Below are 17051 nucleotides of genomic sequence, written 5' to 3' on the forward strand. Positions count from 1 at the left end.
TTTTCAGATCAGCCCTGCGGCGTGTCCACCCCGGTCGCGTCAACGGACGCCTCGGCGGCTTCCTTGTTGTTTTCGTAGCGCTCGATCGCTTCGATCGTGATCTGACGCGCTTCGGCGGCGTCGCCCCACTTGCCGATGCGCACCCACTTCTCCTTTTCGAGATCCTTATAGTGGGTGAAGAAATGCTCGATCTGCTGGAAGATGATCGAGGGCAGGTCGCCGCGTTCGCCGACGTCCGAATAATAAGGGAAGGTCGTGTCGACCGGCACGCAGACGAGCTTTTCGTCGCCGCCGGCTTCGTCTTCCAGGTTCAGCACGCCGATCGGGCGCGCGCGCACGACGCAGCCCGGCACGAACGGCGAGCGGGCGATGACGAGCGCGTCGAGCGGATCGCCGTCGGGCGACAGCGTGTGCGGCACGAAGCCGTAGTTCGCCGGATAGCGCATCGGCGTGTGCAGGATGCGGTCGACGAACAGCGCGCCGCTGGCCTTGTCGAACTCATATTTCACCGGCTCGCCGCCGACCGGCACTTCGATGATGACGTTCAGGCTGTTGGGCGGGTCATCGCCCACCGGGATCAGGTCGATCCGCATGTCTTGTGTCTTCCCTTTTTATCCAAAACCGTTCGTTTCGAGTAGCCGTCGAGCGTAGTCGAGACGGTGTATCGAGAAATCTGTCTCGATACGGGCTCTCGACTTCGCTCGATCCCTACTCGACACGAACGGCAAGTGTTCGTGGCGGTTACTTAGCCGCGATCAGGCGATCCAGGCCGGTTTCGCCCGTGCCCACCTTTTCGAGGCGCGGGTAGCGGAGGCCGTCGTGATAGTCGAGCAGGACTTCGCGGAACTTTGTGTCGTTCTTGACCAGTAGCTTGATCGGGTCCTTCGACGTCTTGGCGGCGGTCACCGCTGCCTTCAGCCGGTCGGCCGAATAGGCCTCGCCATCGACCGCGACGATCGTCGTCGACACGTCCATCCCGGCGTTGAATGCGGGCGAGTCCCACACGACCGCGCGCACCCCGCCGTCGCTGGCCACCGTCATGCCGAGCGAGAAGGCGAAGCTGGTCGATTTCGAACCTTTTTCCCCCGCCTTGGCGACCGCGTTCGGCGTATCGGTATAGACTAGGCGATAGCCGTTGCGGGTGATGCCGGCGGTCGTGGTCGCCGGGTTCACCTGATAGACGCGCTCGCGCAGGAACGTCGCCCAGTCATAGGGCGTCACGTCGTTCAGCGTCTTCGCGACATCGTCGAAGGTGTAGGTCAGCGTGCCCCAGTCACCGTCGCGCATGCCGAAGAAGGCGCGGGCGAAATCGTCCATCGACTTGGCGCCGCCGGTGCGTTCGCGGATGATCGCATCCGCCTCCAGCCAGACCAGCGCGCCGCCGACGTAATAGTCCTCGTTGCGCTGCCAGTTGAGCCAGCCCTTAGGCCGGCGCGACGAGATGATCGGGTCATGGGTGGTGTCGACCAGCGGACGCCACTGGCGGCCCTTGGTCAGGTCCTGTCCTCCGGCCCAGATCGCGAGATTGTCGAGCACCTCGTCCTTGCTGAGCATGCCCGATCGGCCACCCAGGATCAGCCCCCAGAACTGCGTCTGCCCTTCATAGACCCACAGCAGATTGTCGCGCATCGGCGTCTTGAAATCGGGCGTCCACAGGTCGGCGCCGCGGCGGAACTTGCCGTTCCAGCTGTGGGTGAATTCGTGGGGCAGCAGGTCGCGGTCGCCGACCGCGTCCTTCCAGTCCTTGAAATAGCCCGGATCGACGCCGTTCTCCGACGAACGGTGATGCTCCAGCCCGATCCCGCCCATTTCGTCGGTGATCGCGAGCAGGAATTCGTATTTGTCGTAATGCTGGGCGCCGAACAGCTTCACCGACTGATCGACCAGCGCCTTGTGCTTGTCGATCATCTCGGGCTTTGCGGCGGTCAGTTCGTCGGCCGAGTCGGCGACGACGTTCAAGCCGACGCGGGGCGACAGCTCCCAGCGCTTGAAATAGCGGCCGGCGAACACCGGCGAGTCGATCAGCGTCTCGTAATCGGTCTGCTGATAGGCGTAGGTCGAGCCCGTCGCGCGGCTCGGCAGGCCCGAGGCGGCGGTCCAGCCGGCGGGATACTTCACCGTCGCCTGGATGGGGATGCGGCGGGTGTAATAGCCGGCCGGATAGAGGCTGACCTGTTCGAACTGCAGGTTCAGCATGTTCGGCGCGATCGAGATGCGGCCCTGGTTGCCGGCCGTGGCGCCCAGGAACTGGAAGTCGAGGTCGACCGCCTTCGCGCCCGCCGGCACGTCGATGTGGAAGGCGTAGACGTCGACCGGATCGCGGGTCCAAGGGATCGTCTTGCCGTTCGCGGTGACCTTCAGCCCGGCCAGCTTCTCGATCTCGCCGCGCGCGGCGTGCTTGCCCGGCAGCCAGGCCGGCATGAGCAACGTCATCGGCCCCGCTTGCGCGACGGGTACGCGCTGCTTCACGCGGTAGATGCCCTGACCGATGTTGGTCGCATCGACGTCCAGTTCGATGACGCCCGGATAGGCGATGTCGCGCGCTTCGGGGATGCGGGTGGTGAACGGCGCGGTCGCCGCCGGCTGGGAGTTGCGGACCTGCGCCTGTGCGGCGGTCGAGGCGAGGAGGAGCGCGGCGATCGTAAGCGTGCGGTTCATGGCGACCCTTTGGATGGAGGGGAGGATGACCGGTTGCGTAAGGTCGCGGCGCGGCGGGTGCAATAGGGGCGGCACGGGCGGCCTGTGCGGTGCTGCCAACCGCTCAGCTTCGGGGTCGGTGACCATCCTGTCATCGCGCTCTAAGTTGGCTTGGACCCCAGGCCGGGTTCCGATCAGCTGTGTTCAACCTGGTGGAGGGCTGCCCTTCGACTTCGCTCTGGGCGAACGGGTGGGCAACAAGGCGGATCGCTTCGGGCCTCAGTCGTCCAGCTTCGGCGTGGGGTGCGGGGTCATGCTCAGCGTCATCTGCACCGTCAGCGCATGGACCATCTGCGCCCGCCCGCCAGCGCGGGCGAAGCGGTATTGGTTGAGGTAGCCCATATCGGCGCTCACCCCCTTGGCGATCGGCAGGGTGACGCCGACGATGTTGCGCATCCGCTCGTAACCGCTGCGCTGGAACACGGTGGTGTTCGGCAGGAAGAAGCTTTCGTGGCTGTAGAAGGCCGCCAGCCCCTTGGTCCGGCCGATCGGCAGGTTGTAGCGCAGCAATGGGCGGATGCGGATGCCGACGCCGGGGCGGTCGTCGCGGAACCGCTCGTCGACGCGGAACCGCCCGGTGAAGCGGCCGAAGGTCAGGATGACGTGCTGGCGGATACGATCCTCGTCGGCGTCACGCTGGCCATTATGCCCGCCGACGCGGCGATAGCCGAAGCCGAGTTCGACATGGCTGTTGGCCTTGTAGCCGAGCAAGGTGCCGACCTCGGTCTGGTACAGCCCGCCCTCATCGTCGCTCAGCCGCCCGATCTGTTCGAGCGTCAGTCGCACCGTCTTCGACAGCGGCGCGACGGCATTGAGCTGCCACCAGAGCTGGGAATCCTCGACCGTCTGCGCGGTCGCCGGCTGGGCGACGACGAGCAGGGGCGCGGCGCAGAGAGCGCGCGCGAGGTTCAGTAGCTGTACTCGTCGTAGACGCGGCTGAGGTCGCCGTTCCACGGCCCGTGATAGCGATCGAGCAGCACCTGCGCCGGCACCTTGCCGCTGCGGACGATGTCGCGCAGCGGGTCGAGGAATCCGGCCTCGCTGTCGCCCGCGCCGTTCAACCGCGCGCGCGCCGAGAGGCCGGCGGTGGCGATGTCGAGCACTTCGCCCGCGATGTCCTTCAGCGTGCCGCCGCGGATCGGCGCATCGAGCGCGAGCTTCGGCACCGATGTGCGCAACGTCTCGCGCTCCTCCATCGACCAGTGCTTCACCAGATCCCACGCCGCATCGAGCGCGCCGTCGTCATAGAGCAGGCCGACCCACAGCGCGGGCAGGGCGCAGATGCTGTCCCACGGACCGCCGTCGGCGCCGCGCATCTCGAGGAAGGTCTTGAGGCGCACTTCGGGGAAGGCGGTCGAAAGATGGTCGTTCCAGTCGTCGATCGTCGGTCGCTCGCCGGGCAGCACACTCAGTTTGCCAGCGAGGAAATCGCGGAAGCTGAGGCCGGCAGCGTCGATATACTTGCCCTCGCGGTAGACGAAGTACATCGGCACATCGAGCGCATATTCGGCGTAGCGTTCGTAGCCGAAGCCGTCCTCGAACACGAACGGCAACATGCCCGTGCGGTGCGGGTCGGTGTCCGACCAGATGTGGCTGCGGAAGCTCAGGAAGCCGTTGGGCTTGCCGTCGGTGAACGGCGAATTGGCGAACAGCGCGGTCGCCAGCGGCTGGAGCGCCAGGCTGACGCGGAACTTCTTCGCCATGTCGGCTTCGGACGCGTAATCCAGGTTCGTCTGGATCGTGCAGGTGCGCAGCATCATGTCGAGGCCGAGCGTGCCGACGCGCGGCATGTGGTTCAGCATGATGCCGTAGCGGCCCTTGGGCATCCGCGGCAGCGCGTCGCGCGTCTTGTCCGGCCACATGCCGAGGCCGAGGAAGCCGATGCCCAGCTTTTCGCCCACCGCCTTCACCTGTTTCAGATGGCGTCCGGTTTCCGCGCAAGTCTGGTGCAGATTGTCGAGCGGCGCGCCAGACAGCTCGAACTGGCCGGCAGGCTCCAGGCTGACCGAGCCGTCCTCGCCGGTCAGCGCGATGACGTTGCCGCCCTCATAGACGGGCTTCCAGCCGAATTGTTCGAGCTCGCTCAGCAGGTCGCGGATGCCGCCGGGTTCGTCGTATGAGGGCGCGCGGTGATCGTCGGTCTTGTAGACGAACTTCTCATGCTCGGTCCCGATCCGCCAACGCTCCCGCGGTTTCTCCCCGCGCGCGAAGCTGGCGTAGAGCTGGTCGACCGACTCGATGGTCGGTGCGTGGCTATCTGAAACCGTTTTGGTCGTCATGGCGCGCCCTTACGCCCGGGTGAGGGGGAGCGCTAGTCCCGGTCAGTTGGGGTTCAGGAAGAAGAAGACCCTCGCCCTCCCACCGGCTCCGCCGGCGGGCCCCTCCCTCTCCCGCGAAAGCGGGAGAGGGATTTGAAGCGCCATTCTGTAGCCGCAAGCGATAGCCCTCTCCCACCTTCGTGGGAGAGGGTTGGGTGAGGGTCTTCTTCTCTTCTTCTCCTGTACCTACCCACTATTCCTCAGCGCGGTCGCGATCGCATTGATCGACAGCAGAATGCCTTCGCCGATCCGCGGATCGTCCTCGCCTGCGCGGTGGCGCTTCAGCAGCTCGATCTGAAGTAGGTTGAGCGGCTCGATATAGGGCAGGCGCAGGCGGATCGAGGTTTCCAGATTCGGATGCTTCTCCAGCAGCCGCGTCTGGCGTGTCACGCCCAGCAGGCAGTCGTGCGTCGTCTGCCAGCCGTCCCGGATACGCCCGAAGATATCGTCGGCCAGCGCCCGGTCCTCGACCAGCGCGGCATAGCGCGCGGCGATGCCCATGTCGGATTTGGCCAGCACCTGCTCCAGATTGCCGAGCGTCGACTGGAACAGCGGCCAGCTCTGCGCCATCTCGCGTAACAGGCCCTTGTCGGGGAAGGCATCCAACGCCTGGCCGACGCCGTACCAGCCGGGCAGCATGACGCGCGCCTGTGCCCAGCTGAACACCCAGGGGATCGCGCGCAGGTCCTCGATCGCATCGGATTTCTTGCGCGATGCGGGACGCGAGCCGATCTTGAGGCCCGAGATTTCCGCGATCGGCGTCGCCTGTCGGAAATAGGTGCGGAAGCCGTCCGTGCCGTAGACGAGGTCGCGGTACGCCTTGAACGCGGTGTCGGACAGCGCGTCCATCGCCGCCTCAAATCGCGCCTTGTCGGACGCCGGCAGTTCGGCCGGGGCCAGGCTGGCGAGAAGCGTGGCCGACGCCATCGCCTCCAGATTGGTCATGGCCGAGGCGCGCGTGCCATATTTGGCGGCGATGATCTCGCCCTGTTCGGTCACGCGGATGCGGCCCTGGACGGTGCCGGCGGGCTGCGCCTGGATCGCCTGGAACGACGACCCGCCGCCGCGCCCGACCGCGCCGCCGCGCCCGTGGAACAGCTGCATCCGGACACCCGCTTCCTCGAACACCGGGGCAAGCGCCGACGATCCCTTCGACAGCTGCCAGGTGGAGGTCAGGTAACCGCCGTCCTTGTTCGAATCGGAATAGCCGATCATCACTTCCTGTACGCCGCGGGTAGCCGCGATGGCGGCGACCTCCGGCAGGGCGAACCACGCGCGCATGATGCCGGGCGCACGCTCCAGATCGCCGACCGTCTCGAACAGCGGGACGGCCATGATATGCGCCTGCGGAGTCTTGCCCGGCACATAGAGCCCCGCTTCCTTCAGCAGCAGATGGACCTCCAGCAGGTCGGACACCGACTGCGCCATCGACACGATGTATTGGCGGATGCAGGCGCGCCCGTATTTGCCCTGCGCCTCGGCGGCGGCACGGACGATCGCGAGTTCGGACGCGGTCTCCTCGCTATACTGCGCATAGGGGCTGGTCAGCGGGCGCGGGCTGGCAAGTTCGTCGCGGAGCAGTGCGACGCGGGCGTCCTCGTCGAGGCTGGCATAGTCGTCGCACACGCCGCCCGCTTTCAGCAGTTCGGCGACGACGCGCTCATGCACCGCGCTGTTCTGGCGCAGGTCGAGGGTGGCAAGGTGGAATCCGAACGTCTCGACCGCCCGGATCAGCCGGCCGAGCTTGCCGCCCGACGACAGCGGGCCATGATCCTCGCCGGCCAGCCCGTGCGCGATGGCGGCGAGGTCGGCGCGGAATGCGGCGGGGTCGGGATAAGGCTCGCCCTTCAGCGCGCCCGGGCGCGGGGCTGGCTTGCCGGTCAGCGCCAGATGCGTCGCGACGAGGCGGGCGTAGATGCCCGACAGCGCGCGGCGATAGGGTTCGTCCTCGCGGCTCTTCGCCTCGTCGCCGCTGCGGATCGCCAGCGCCAGCACGCCATCGGCGACGTCGCTGTGCTCGGTCGAGATCGACAGCTCTGCGCCCAGCGCATGGACCTTGTCGAGATAATGGCCCAGCACCGCCTCTGCCGCGCGGCCCAGCGCGAGGCGCAGCGAATCGGCGGTGACGAAGGGATTGCCGTCGCGGTCGCCGCCGATCCAGGTGCCGGGGCGCAAGAACGACGGGGTCCGTTCGCCCAGCGCCCGGTCCCATCGCGCGTAGAGCGCGGGCAGTGCGGGCAGGAACACGTCGCGCAGATAGGACAGCGCGGTCTCGACCTCGTCGGCGACATACAGCCGCTCGCGGCGGAGCACGCGGGTCTGCCACAGCAGCGCGATCTGGCGCAGGATTGCGTCCTCGATCCGGTCGCCGTCCATCGTCTCGTCGAGCCCGCGGTCCTTCAGCGCCATCAGTTCGGCGATGGTATTGCGGTGGTCGATCATCGACTTGCGGCGGACTTCGGTCGGGTGCGCAGTCAGGACCGGGGCAATCAGCGCGTCCTGCAGCAGCGCGAGAACGGCCGTGCGATCGACGCCCTCCTTGGCCAGCCGCTCTAGCGCATGGGCCACGTCGGCCCCGTCCTCGGCGGTCACACCCTGCCGGTCCTCGGCGAGATTGGCGAGCATCGAGAACAGCATGAAGCCGCGGGTGAAATCGAGCGTCTCGTCGAGGCTCAATCGCTCCAGCCCCGGATCGATCGCCTCCGCCCCCGCTACGCCGCGCGCGCGATCGACGCTGGTCGCGCGAATATATTCGATCCGCTTGAACAGTTCCTCGCCGCCATAGGCGCGAATGACGTCGCCCAGAAGTTTGCCGAGGAAGCGGACATCCGCATTATTCGCGATGGGGGGAAGGCTTGCCATGATGCTTTGTTGCGCCGCAGCGGACACCAGGGTCAAGGTCGTAAACGTTGACGTGGGGGCAAGTGCTACTTACGTGTATTGCGACGATAATACAGGAGATGATCGATGCGCACCATCCTGATCCTGGCCCCTGCTCTGTTGCTGGCGGCCTGCGGATCGAACGGCGGTAGCTCGGACGAGGGCACCCAGATCTCGATCAAGGGCAGCGACGGCAATGGCTTCTCGGCGAATCTGGGCAAGGACGGCAAGGTCGCCGTCGACCTGCCGGGGTTCAAGGCGAACATCGACCTGCCGAAGGTTCAGCTGGATGCCGGCGACTTCACGCTGAACGGGGTCAACCTGCCCGAAGGCTCGCGGATCACGAACATGGACGTGTCCGGCAACAACGGCGACGGCGGGGTGAAGGTCAATTTCACCAGCCCGGTCGGGACGGCTGCGGTGCGCGACTGGTTCCAGGGGCGGCTGGCGAGCGAGGGCTTTTCGCTGAAGGCGGACGGGAACGACCTGTCGGGCACGACCGACGACGGCAAGGCGTTCCGGTTGACGACGAAGGATGTCGGCGGGGGCAAGAGCGAAAGCGTGATTACGGTGGGTGGGTAACCGTTCCGGCCGGTTATTGTTTTGTCGATGGTTCGAGCGTATATAGCGTCCGTCAGCGACAGGGCGTCTCCGCCCTTGAGTCTGAGGCTCCGGGGTTGCCGCTCCGGAGCCTCAATCATTTTGGGAAGAAGCGTTTGGAGGGCAGGTTGCCGCCTGCCCTCCGCCCGTCGTGCTTATTTGGTCCGTGTTACCTCGACCACCTTCAAGATGAAGGTGCCGAATGCGATCAACAGACCAAGAATCAGGCACAAGTCTGTCAACGACATTGCCATCTCCTTGGAGTCTGCCGGCAGGATTGCCGGCCTCTCGACTATGCGGATCGCACTACGGCGCTGCAATACAGGCGATAGGTCGAGCGCCGACTGGCGCTAGCCATCCCCCAGCCGCTCGATATCGGCACCAACGGCGCTCAGCTTTTCCTCCAGCCGCTCGTAGCCGCGGTCGAGGTGATAGACGCGGCTGACCGAGGTTTCCCCCTCGGCCGCCAGGCCGGCGATGATCAGGCTCATCGACGCGCGCAGGTCGGTCGCCATCACCGGCGCGCCGGCCAGCTTGTCGACCCCGCGCACGACAGCAGAGCGGCCGGACACGGCGATGTCCGCGCCCATCCGCGCCAGTTCCGGCACGTGCATGTAGCGGTTCTCAAAGATTGTCTCGGTCAGCATCGACGCGCCGTCGGCCTTGGTCAGCATCGCCATGAACTGCGCCTGCATGTCGGTCGCGAAGCCGGGGAAGGGGGCGGTCGACAGCGTCAGCGGACGCAGCGTGTCCGGCGCGGAGATACCGATCGACCCCTTCTTCAGCTCGATGACGACGCCCGCATCCGCCAGCGCCGACAGGGTCGCGGCCATGTCGGCGGCATCGGCGCCGACCAGCTCGACCTGCCCGCCCGTGATCGCCGCGGCGCAGGCATAGCTGCCCGCCTCGATCCGGTCGGGCATCACCGCATAGGTCGCGCCGTGCAGCCGGTCGCGGCCCTCGATCGTCAGCGTCTCGGTCCCGATGCCGTCGATCGACGCGCCCATCGCGACGAGCAGGCGGCACAGGTCGACGATCTCCGGCTCGCGCGCGGCATTCTCCAGCACGCTGGTGCCGCGCGCGGTGGCGGCGGCCATCAGCGCATTCTCGGTCGCGCCGACCGACACGACGGGGAAGCGGAAGCGGCCGCCCGGCAGGCGCCCGCCCGGCGCCCGCGCGGTGACATAGCCCGCCGACATCTCCAACTCCGCGCCCAGGGCCTCCAGCGCCTTCAGATGCAGGTCGATCGGGCGGTTGCCGATTGCACAACCACCGGGCAGCGACACCCGCGCCTCACCCTTGCGCGCCAGGATCGGGCCGAGCACCAGGATCGACGCGCGCATCTTGCGCACGATGTCATAGGGCGCCTCCGACGAGGTCAGCTGGCCCGCGCGGATCGTCATCACCCGCCCGAAATCTTCCGGCCGCGTCCCCTCGATCGCGGTCGACGCGCCAAGCTGGTTGAGCAGATGGCCGAAGCCGTCGACGTCGGCCAGACGCGGAAGATTTCGGAGCGTCAGCGGCTCGTCGGTCAGCAATGCGCAGGGCATCAGCGTCAGCGCGCTATTCTTCGCGCCGGAGATGAAGATGCGGCCCTTGAGCGGGTTGCCGCCCCGAATGACAATACGGTCCATGATGGCGCTTCTATCGTCGGATGAGCGTGGAGCAAGCGCCGCGCTTTGTTCCCCGCTTGATCGACTTTAATGCACTGATTTCACAGCGCTGCTTTGCAGGGCACCCAGGGGTCGGGGGGAAGTGTACACGTGCCTGCGAGCTGTTTAGCCGAAGTATTGGCCGCGCGGGTTGATCTGTCGGGCACGGAAGTGTCTGCACTCGCGCGGTTGGAGGACCGTCCGCGCGAGGTGCGGCGCGGCGCCGTTCTGCAGCGCGAGAACGAGCGGGGGAACGACTTGTACGTCGTCCGTCGCGGCGTGCTGATGAGCTATGTGCTGCTCGACGACGGCAGCCGTCAGATTCTCCGTTTCCACTTCCGTGGTGACATGATCGGCATGCCCGGCATGATCTACGGCCGTTCGCCCGAGACGATCGCGGCGCTGAGCGATGCGGAGGTCTGCCAGTTCGATCGCGCCGCGCTCAGCCGACTGTTCGAGGACCATCCCCGACTCGCCGCGCTGATTCTGGTGTTGAACCAGGTCGAGCGTGTCGCGCTGACCGACCGGCTGGCGGCGCTGGGACGGACCTCGGCCAAGGCGCGGGTGGCGGCGTTGATGCTCGACATGCGCAACCGGATGCGCGCGGGCGATCCGTCGGTCGTCGACACCTATACGCTGGGACTGACGCAGGAAGAGATCGGCGACGCGACGGGCCTGACCGCGGTCCACGTCAACCGCATGCTGCGCCAGCTCGAAGAGGACGGCCTGATCGCCCGCGAGGGCGGCCGCGTCACGATCCGCGACGAACGCGCGCTGGCGCGGGCGGCGAATTACGTCGATCGGTTCGAGGGGCTGGAACTCGGCTGGCTACCGGCGGCGCGATAGGACCTTGATCCTCCCCCAGCTTGTCTGGGGGAGGGGGACCAGCCGCAGGCTGGTGGAGGGGCCTGCGAGATGTCCGACAGGGCGGGGCTTTCCCCTCCACCCCCGCTTCGCGGCGGTCCCCCTCCCCGAGACAAGCTCGGGGAGGATTTTGCTCAATCCAGATTCGGTCGCAGCCAGCGGGTCGCCTGTGCCACATCGACGCCCTTGCGCACGGCATAGTCCGCAAGCTGGTCCTCGCCGATCCGCGCGACGCCGAAATAGGCCGCTTCCGGGTGCCCGAAATAGAAACCGCTGACCGCCGCGGTCGGCAGCATCGCGAAGCTCTCCGTCAGCGTCGCACCCGTCGCGTGATGCGCGTCGAGCATGTCGAACAGCGTCACCTTCAGGCTGTGTTCCGGACAGGCCGGATAGCCGGGCGCCGGGCGGATGCCGCGGTACTGCTCTCGAATCAGCGCCTCGTTGGTCAGCTGTTCGTCAGGCGCATAGCCCCACAGGTCGGTGCGGACATGGAGGTGCAGGCGCTCGGCAAAGGCTTCGGCCAAGCGGTCGGCCAGCGCCTTCAGCAGGATGTCCGAATAATCGTCGATCGCCGCCTTGAAGCGCGCGAGGTGCGGTTCGATGCCGTGGATGCTGACCGCGAAGCCGCCGATCCAGTCGCCCTTTTCGTCGATGAAATCGGCCAGGCACATGTTCGGCCGCCCTTCGCGCTTGGCGATCTGCTGGCGCAGGAACGGCAGCCGGACGATGTCGGTACCCTCGACCAGGTTGAGCATGTCGAAGCCGCGCAGTTCGTCGGCGTTGAAGTCGCCCTTCAGGTCGACGACGACATCGTCCTCGTAGCGCGCGCACGGCCACAGGCCCGCGACGCCGCGCGCGGTCAGCCATTTCTCGGCAATGATCTTGTCGAGCATCGCCTGCGCGTCCGCGAACAGCGACTTCGCGCTGTCGCCGACGATTTCGTCATCGAGGATCGCGGGGAAGGTGCCGGCGAGCTCCCACGCGCGGAAGAACGGCGTCCAGTCGATATAATCGCGCAGGTCCGACAGATCCCAGTCGCGGAACACGTGGACGCCGGGCTTGGCGGGGGCGGCGGGCTTCTGGCTGAAATCGGCCTTGAAGCCGTTGGCGCGCGCCTTTTCGAGCGGGAGCAGGTCGTTCTGCCCCTTGCCCTCGCGCGCGGCGCGGACGGCGGCGTAATCGGCGTCGGTCTTCGCCACGAAATCGTCGCGGATCGTGTCGCTGACGAGCGTCGTCGCGACGCCGACCGCGCGGGAGGCGTCGAGGACGTGGACGACCGGCCCCTTGTAGGCGGGCGCGATCCGCAGCGCGGTATGGACCTTCGACGTCGTCGCGCCGCCGATCAGCAGCGGCATCGTCATGTTCGCGCGGCTCATTTCCTCGGCGACGGTCACCATCTCGTCGAGCGATGGCGTGATGAGCCCCGACAGCCCGATCATGTCGGCGTCATTCTCGTTCGCCGCCTCCAGGATCTTCGACCACGGCACCATGACGCCCAGGTCGACGACTTCGAAGCCGTTGCACTGGAGCACGACGCCGACGATGTTCTTGCCGATGTCGTGGACGTCGCCCTTGACGGTGGCCATGATGACCTTGCCCTTGCCCTTGGCGCCGGGCTCCTTGGCGGCTTCGATGAAGGGGAGGAGGTGGGCGACCGCCTTCTTCATTACGCGCGCGGACTTCACGACCTGCGGCAGGAACATCTTGCCCGAACCGAACAGGTCGCCGACGACGTTCATCCCGTCCATCAGCGGGCCTTCGATCACTTCGATCGGGCGCGCGAACTGCTGGCGGCATTCCTCGGTATCGTCGACGACGTGCGCGTCGATGCCCTTCACCAGCGCATATTCCAGCCGCTTGGTGACGGGCAGCGAGCGCCACTCGGCCGCCGCCTTCTCCGCCACCGCATCGGTCCCGCGGAAGCGTTCGGCGAGCGCTACCAGCCGGTCGCCGGCGTCGGGATCGCGGTTGAGGATGACGTCCTCGCACGCGGTGCGCAGTTCCGGGTCGATCTGGTCGTAGATGTCGAGCTGGCCGGCATTGACGATCGCCATGTCCATGCCGGCGGGGATGGCGTGGTACAGGAAGACGCTGTGCATCGCGCGGCGGACGGGTTCGTTGCCGCGGAAGCTGAACGACAGGTTCGACAGCCCGCCCGAGATATGGACGTGCGGGCAGCGCGCCTTGATTTCGCGGGTCGCCTCGATGAAGTCGACACCGTAGTTGTTGTGCTCCTCGATGCCCGTCGCCACCGCGAAGACGTTAGGGTCGAAGATGATGTCCTCGGGCGGGAAGCCGATGCCCATCAGCAGGTCATAGGCGCGCGCGCAAATCTCGACCTTGCGCTCCTTGGTATCAGCCTGGCCGACCTCGTCGAAGGCCATGACGACGACCGCGGCGCCATAGTTCATGCACTTGCGCGCGTGATCGAGGAACTGGTCGACGCCTTCCTTCATGCTGATCGAATTGACGATCGGCTTGCCGGACACGCACTTCAGCCCCGCTTCGATCACGTCCCATTTCGACGAATCGATCATCACCGGCACGCGCGCGATGTCGGGTTCGGCGGCGATCAGCTTCAGGAAGGTCGTCATCGCCGCATGCGCGTCGAGCAGGCCTTCGTCCATGTTGACGTCGATCACCTGCGCGCCGTTCTCGACCTGATGGCGCGCGACCTCGACAGCCTTGGTATAGTCGTCGGCCATGATGAGCTTCTTGAACGCGGCCGAGCCGGTGACATTCGTGCGCTCGCCGACGTTGACGAAGTTGGTGGAGGATTGGGTCGAAGTCATGGTCTTCTTCTTCTAACTCCCTCTCCCCTCCGGGGGGAGGGGCGGGGAGAGGGGCAGTGCGGCAGGCGGGCGGTCTCGGTGAGACACCGCCCCCTCTCCCAACCCTCTCCCCAAGGGGAGAGGGCTAAATGGTCAGGCCGCCATCGTGAACGGTTCGAGGCCCGCAAGGCGGGTCCGCACCTCCGGCACCGGCATCGCCCGCGGCGGCAGACCGCGGACCGCGTCCGCGATCGCCTCGATATGCGCCGGGGTCGATCCGCAGCAGCCGCCGAGGATGTTGACCTGGCCGCCCTCGGCCCATTCCCTGACCAGCCCCGCGCTCGTCTGCGGCGCTTCGTCATAGGCGCCGAGTTCGTTCGGCAGGCCGGCGTTGGGGTAGACCATGATGAGGGTATCGGCCATCGCGCTCAGCACCTTCACATGCGGGCGCAGCTGTTCCGCGCCGAACGAGCAGTTGAGCCCGATCGTCAGCGGCTTGGCGTGGCGGACGGCGTGCCAGAAGGCCTCGACCGTGTGGCCGCTGAGGTTGCGGCCCGACAGGTCGGTCAGCGTCATCGACAGCATGATCGGCACGTCGCGGCTCAGCGCCTGGCCGGCTTCGAGAACCGCCATGATCCCGGCCTTGGCGTTCAGCGTGTCGAACACCGTTTCGATCAGGATGAAGTCGGCGCCGCCCTCCAGCAACGCGTCGACCTGCTCGCGGTAGACATCCTTCAGGTAATCGAAGTCGATCTCGCGGAAACCGGGGTCGTTGACGTCGGGGCTCAGCGACAGCGTCTTGTTGGTCGGCCCGATCGCGCCGGCGACGAAGCGCGGGCGGCCGTCGCGCGCGGCGAATTCATCGGCGATCGAACGGGCCAGCTTCGCGCTCTCGACGTTGATCTCGCGGACCAGATGCTCGGCGCCGTAATCGGCCTGGCTGATGCGGTTGGCGCTGAAGGTGTTCGTCTCGGCGACGTCCGCCCCGGCCTCGAAATAGGCGCGGTGGATCGAGCCCGGGACTTCGGGCTTGGTCAGCGCCAGAATGTCGTTGTTGCCCTTCTGGTCGTGGGTCAGGCCCAGCGTGCCGGCATAGTCGGCTTCGGAGAGCTTCCAGTTCTGGATCTCGGTCCCGAACGCGCCGTCGATGACGAGGATGCGTTGGGCGGCTTGCGCCAAAAGGGATTCGCGGGGCGTCATCAAACTATCCTTCGTCATCCCCGCGAAAGCGGGGATCCAGAGCCACGAGGGCTCGTCCTCTGTAACCCTGGATCCCCGCTTTCGCGGGGATGACAGGACAAATCAGGCGGCTTGCCGCTCCGCCACCGCCTGCGGGCGCAGCCCCAGCAGGTGGCAGATCGCGTAGCTCAGCTCGGCGCGGTTGAGGGTGTAGAAGTGGAACGCCCGCTCGCCGCCCGCATAGAGCTTGCGGCACAGCTCCGCCGCGACGGTCGCGGCGACCAGCTGGCGCGCGGCGGGGTGGTCGTCCAGCCCCTCGAACAGCCGCGCCATCCAGGCGGGCACATCCGTACCGCACATCGCCGACATCTTCTGAACTGCGGCGAAGCTCATCACCGGCATGATGCCCGGCACGATCTCCGCCGAAATCCCCGCCGCCGCCGCCGCATCGCGGAAGCGGAAGAAGGTTTCGGGTTCGAAGAAGAATTGCGTGATCGCCCGCGTCGCGCCGGCATCGATCTTGCGCTTGAGATTGTCGATGTCGGCGGTCGCATCCGACGAATCCGGATGGCATTCGGGATAGGCCGCGACCGAGATTTCGAACGGGTGCAGCTTGCGCAGGCCCGCGACCAGCGCCGCGGCATTGGCATAGCCGCCCTTCGGCGACTCGAACTTCGCGCCCACCGTCGGCGGATCGCCGCGGAGCGCCACGATATGCCGCACGCCCGCGTTCCAGTAATCGTTCGCGACCGCATCGATCTCGTCGCACGTCGCCTCTACGCAGGTCAGGTGCGCCGCCACCGGAATGCCGGTCTCGCGCGCGATGCGGGCGACGGTGGCGTGGGTGCGCTCTCGCGTCGTCCCACCGGCGCCATAGGTGACGGAGACGAAGCGCGGGGCCAGCGGACTGAGCGTCGCGATCGATTCCCACAGGGTCCCGTCCATCTTCTCGGTCTTGGGCGGGAAAAATTCGAAGCTGACCGCCGCATCGCCCGCGACATCGGCGAACAGCGGCGCGTCCAGCGCGCGCCGGGCCTCTTCCATCGCTCCCAAACTGGCCTTCACGCCGCTTTCACTCCCTGTTCGGCGACCCGGCGGGCCAGCCATAGTTTCACGGTCAACTCGCCGCCTTCCAGCGTTTCGGTGCGCGCCGGGACCAGCCCCGCGGCGGCGAACCAGCCGAGCATCTGTTCATCGGAAAAGCCCAGCCGCACATGGGCGTCGCGCGTGCGCAATTCCTCGCGGTCATGGGGTGCGAAATCGGCGATCAGCAGCCGCCCGCCGGGGCTGAGCACGCGTGCCGCCTCGGCGATCGCGGCGCGTGGCGCTTCGGCGAAATGGAGGACATGATGCAGGATCGCCAGGTCGCTTTCACCGTCACCCAGCGGCAGCGCGTAGAGATCGGCCTGGCGCAGTTCGGCATTGCCCTGTTCGGCGAGCTTGCCGCGCGCCAGCCGCAGCATTTCCGACGAGCGGTCGATGCCCAGCGCCCGCGTCGCGCGCGGTGCGAAGAGTTCGAGCATCCGGCCGGTGCCGGTCCCGATATCGACGATCCGCCCGAGCGGCGCGGTGCCCAGCACGTCGCCGATCGCGGCTTCCACCTGTTCCTCGGCGATATGGAGCGAGCGGATCGCATCCCATTCGCCGGCATGTGCCTCGAACCAGTCGGCGGCCGCCGCCGCGCGGTCGGCCCGCACCGCGGCGAGCCGGGCGCTGTCGGCGATGGCCCAGTGATCGGTTTCGCCCGCGCTCCATGCATCGAGCGCCGCGAGCACCGGGCCGACCCGCGCCGCATCGCCCAGCGCGACGAACACCCAGCTGCCTTCCTTGCGTCGCGCGGTCAGCCCGGCATCGCCCAGGATCTTCACATGGCGGCTGACACGCGGCTGGCTCTGGCCCAGCACCTGCGCCAGTTCGCCGACCGACAACTCCATCGTCCGCACCAGCGACAGGATGCGCAGACGCGTCGCATCGGCAAGCGCGCGGAAGATGTCGAGGGCGGCGGTCATCGTGCAATACGATATAAAGAAATCTTTATATGCGGTCAATCGATCGGATCGACGCACCCTTTTCGTTTCGCCAGCGTTGCG

Annotated in this window: 12 protein-coding genes; 2 read left to right on the top strand and 10 right to left on the bottom strand. The window is 66.8% G+C overall.

Annotated features, from left to right (window positions below):
* Positions 1-8 precede the first annotated feature (8 nt).
* The 5 genes from ppa to ppc form a co-directional block, all read right to left on the bottom strand.
* The gene (gene ppa / locus ACFSC3_RS11345; protein ID WP_380940534.1) at positions 9-593 is read right to left on the bottom strand and encodes an inorganic diphosphatase; all 585 of its coding nucleotides are present in this window, start codon (positions 591-593) and stop codon (positions 9-11) included.
* Between the two features lie 148 nt (positions 594-741).
* Positions 742-2658: a M61 family metallopeptidase gene (locus ACFSC3_RS11350; RefSeq protein WP_380940536.1), complete on the bottom strand. Its 1917-nt coding sequence runs from the start codon at positions 2656-2658 to the stop codon at positions 742-744.
* 258 nt (positions 2659-2916) lie between these two features.
* Positions 2917-3651: a DUF2490 domain-containing protein gene (locus ACFSC3_RS11355; protein ID WP_380940537.1), complete on the bottom strand. Its 735-nt coding sequence runs from the start codon at positions 3649-3651 to the stop codon at positions 2917-2919.
* On the bottom strand, positions 3606-4976 hold the full coding sequence (locus tag ACFSC3_RS11360; protein ID WP_380940538.1) for a glutamate--cysteine ligase: 1371 nt from the start codon (positions 4974-4976) through the stop codon (positions 3606-3608). The genes ACFSC3_RS11355 and ACFSC3_RS11360 overlap by 46 nt, the downstream gene beginning before the upstream one ends.
* A 225-nt stretch (positions 4977-5201) precedes the next feature.
* Positions 5202-7877, bottom strand: coding sequence for a phosphoenolpyruvate carboxylase (gene ppc / locus ACFSC3_RS11365; RefSeq protein ID WP_380940540.1), 2676 nt, complete (start codon positions 7875-7877; stop codon positions 5202-5204).
* 105 nt (positions 7878-7982) lie between these two features.
* Between ppc and ACFSC3_RS11370 the strand changes: the two genes are divergently transcribed.
* Positions 7983-8477, top strand: a complete 495-nt coding sequence (locus ACFSC3_RS11370; RefSeq protein ID WP_380940541.1) for a hypothetical protein — start codon at positions 7983-7985, stop codon at positions 8475-8477.
* A 368-nt stretch (positions 8478-8845) separates the two neighbouring features.
* Here ACFSC3_RS11370 and murA read toward each other — a convergent pair whose 3' ends face one another.
* A complete protein-coding gene (gene murA / locus ACFSC3_RS11375; protein WP_380940542.1) occupies positions 8846-10129 on the bottom strand; it encodes a UDP-N-acetylglucosamine 1-carboxyvinyltransferase in 1284 nt (427 codons plus the stop codon).
* Between the two features lie 156 nt (positions 10130-10285).
* Here murA and ACFSC3_RS11380 point away from each other — a divergent pair, with 156 nt between their 5' ends.
* On the top strand, positions 10286-10993 hold the full coding sequence (locus tag ACFSC3_RS11380; protein ID WP_380940543.1) for a Crp/Fnr family transcriptional regulator: 708 nt from the start codon (positions 10286-10288) through the stop codon (positions 10991-10993).
* A gap of 152 nt (positions 10994-11145) precedes the next feature.
* Here the strand turns inward: ACFSC3_RS11380 and metH are convergent, their stop codons facing one another.
* The 4 genes from metH to ACFSC3_RS11400 all read right to left on the bottom strand — a co-directional run bounded on the left by metH (position 11146) and on the right by ACFSC3_RS11400 (position 16970).
* Positions 11146-13803, bottom strand: coding sequence for a methionine synthase (metH, locus tag ACFSC3_RS11385; RefSeq protein WP_380940545.1), 2658 nt, complete (start codon positions 13801-13803; stop codon positions 11146-11148).
* A gap of 132 nt (positions 13804-13935) precedes the next feature.
* Complete coding sequence (locus tag ACFSC3_RS11390; RefSeq protein ID WP_380940546.1) at positions 13936-14982, bottom strand: homocysteine S-methyltransferase family protein; 1047 nt, start codon at positions 14980-14982, stop codon at positions 13936-13938.
* Between the two features lie 102 nt (positions 14983-15084).
* The gene (metF, locus tag ACFSC3_RS11395) at positions 15085-16005 is read right to left on the bottom strand and encodes a methylenetetrahydrofolate reductase [NAD(P)H] (RefSeq protein ID WP_380940916.1); all 921 of its coding nucleotides are present in this window, start codon (positions 16003-16005) and stop codon (positions 15085-15087) included.
* Between the two features lie 17 nt (positions 16006-16022).
* Positions 16023-16970 carry an ArsR/SmtB family transcription factor gene (locus ACFSC3_RS11400; protein ID WP_380940548.1) on the bottom strand — a complete coding sequence of 316 codons (948 nt, stop codon included), beginning with the start codon at positions 16968-16970 and terminating at the stop codon, positions 16023-16025.
* Between the last annotated feature and the right edge of the window lie 81 nt (positions 16971-17051).

The organism is Sphingomonas floccifaciens (genome assembly GCF_042681125.1).
Lineage (GTDB): Bacteria > Pseudomonadota > Alphaproteobacteria > Sphingomonadales > Sphingomonadaceae > Sphingomonas > Sphingomonas floccifaciens.

What these genes read in the sequence shown, in the direction of transcription:
- ppa (WP_380940534.1), bottom strand. Translation starts at nt 593, where the DNA reads ATGCGGATCGACCTGATCCCGGTGGGCGATGACCCGCCCAACAGCCTG.
- ACFSC3_RS11350 (WP_380940536.1), bottom strand. Translation starts at nt 2,658, where the DNA reads ATGAACCGCACGCTTACGATCGCCGCGCTCCTCCTCGCCTCGACCGCC.
- ACFSC3_RS11360 (WP_380940538.1), bottom strand. Translation starts at nt 4,976, where the DNA reads ATGACGACCAAAACGGTTTCAGATAGCCACGCACCGACCATCGAGTCG.
- ppc (WP_380940540.1), bottom strand. Translation starts at nt 7,877, where the DNA reads ATGGCAAGCCTTCCCCCCATCGCGAATAATGCGGATGTCCGCTTCCTC.
- ACFSC3_RS11370 (WP_380940541.1), top strand. Translation starts at nt 7,983, where the DNA reads ATGCGCACCATCCTGATCCTGGCCCCTGCTCTGTTGCTGGCGGCCTGC.
- murA (WP_380940542.1), bottom strand. Translation starts at nt 10,129, where the DNA reads ATGGACCGTATTGTCATTCGGGGCGGCAACCCGCTCAAGGGCCGCATC.
- metH (WP_380940545.1), bottom strand. Translation starts at nt 13,803, where the DNA reads ATGACTTCGACCCAATCCTCCACCAACTTCGTCAACGTCGGCGAGCGC.
- ACFSC3_RS11390 (WP_380940546.1), bottom strand. Translation starts at nt 14,982, where the DNA reads ATGACGCCCCGCGAATCCCTTTTGGCGCAAGCCGCCCAACGCATCCTC.
- metF (WP_380940916.1), bottom strand. Translation starts at nt 16,005, where the DNA reads ATGGAAGAGGCCCGGCGCGCGCTGGACGCGCCGCTGTTCGCCGATGTC.
- ACFSC3_RS11400 (WP_380940548.1), bottom strand. Translation starts at nt 16,970, where the DNA reads ATGACCGCCGCCCTCGACATCTTCCGCGCGCTTGCCGATGCGACGCGT.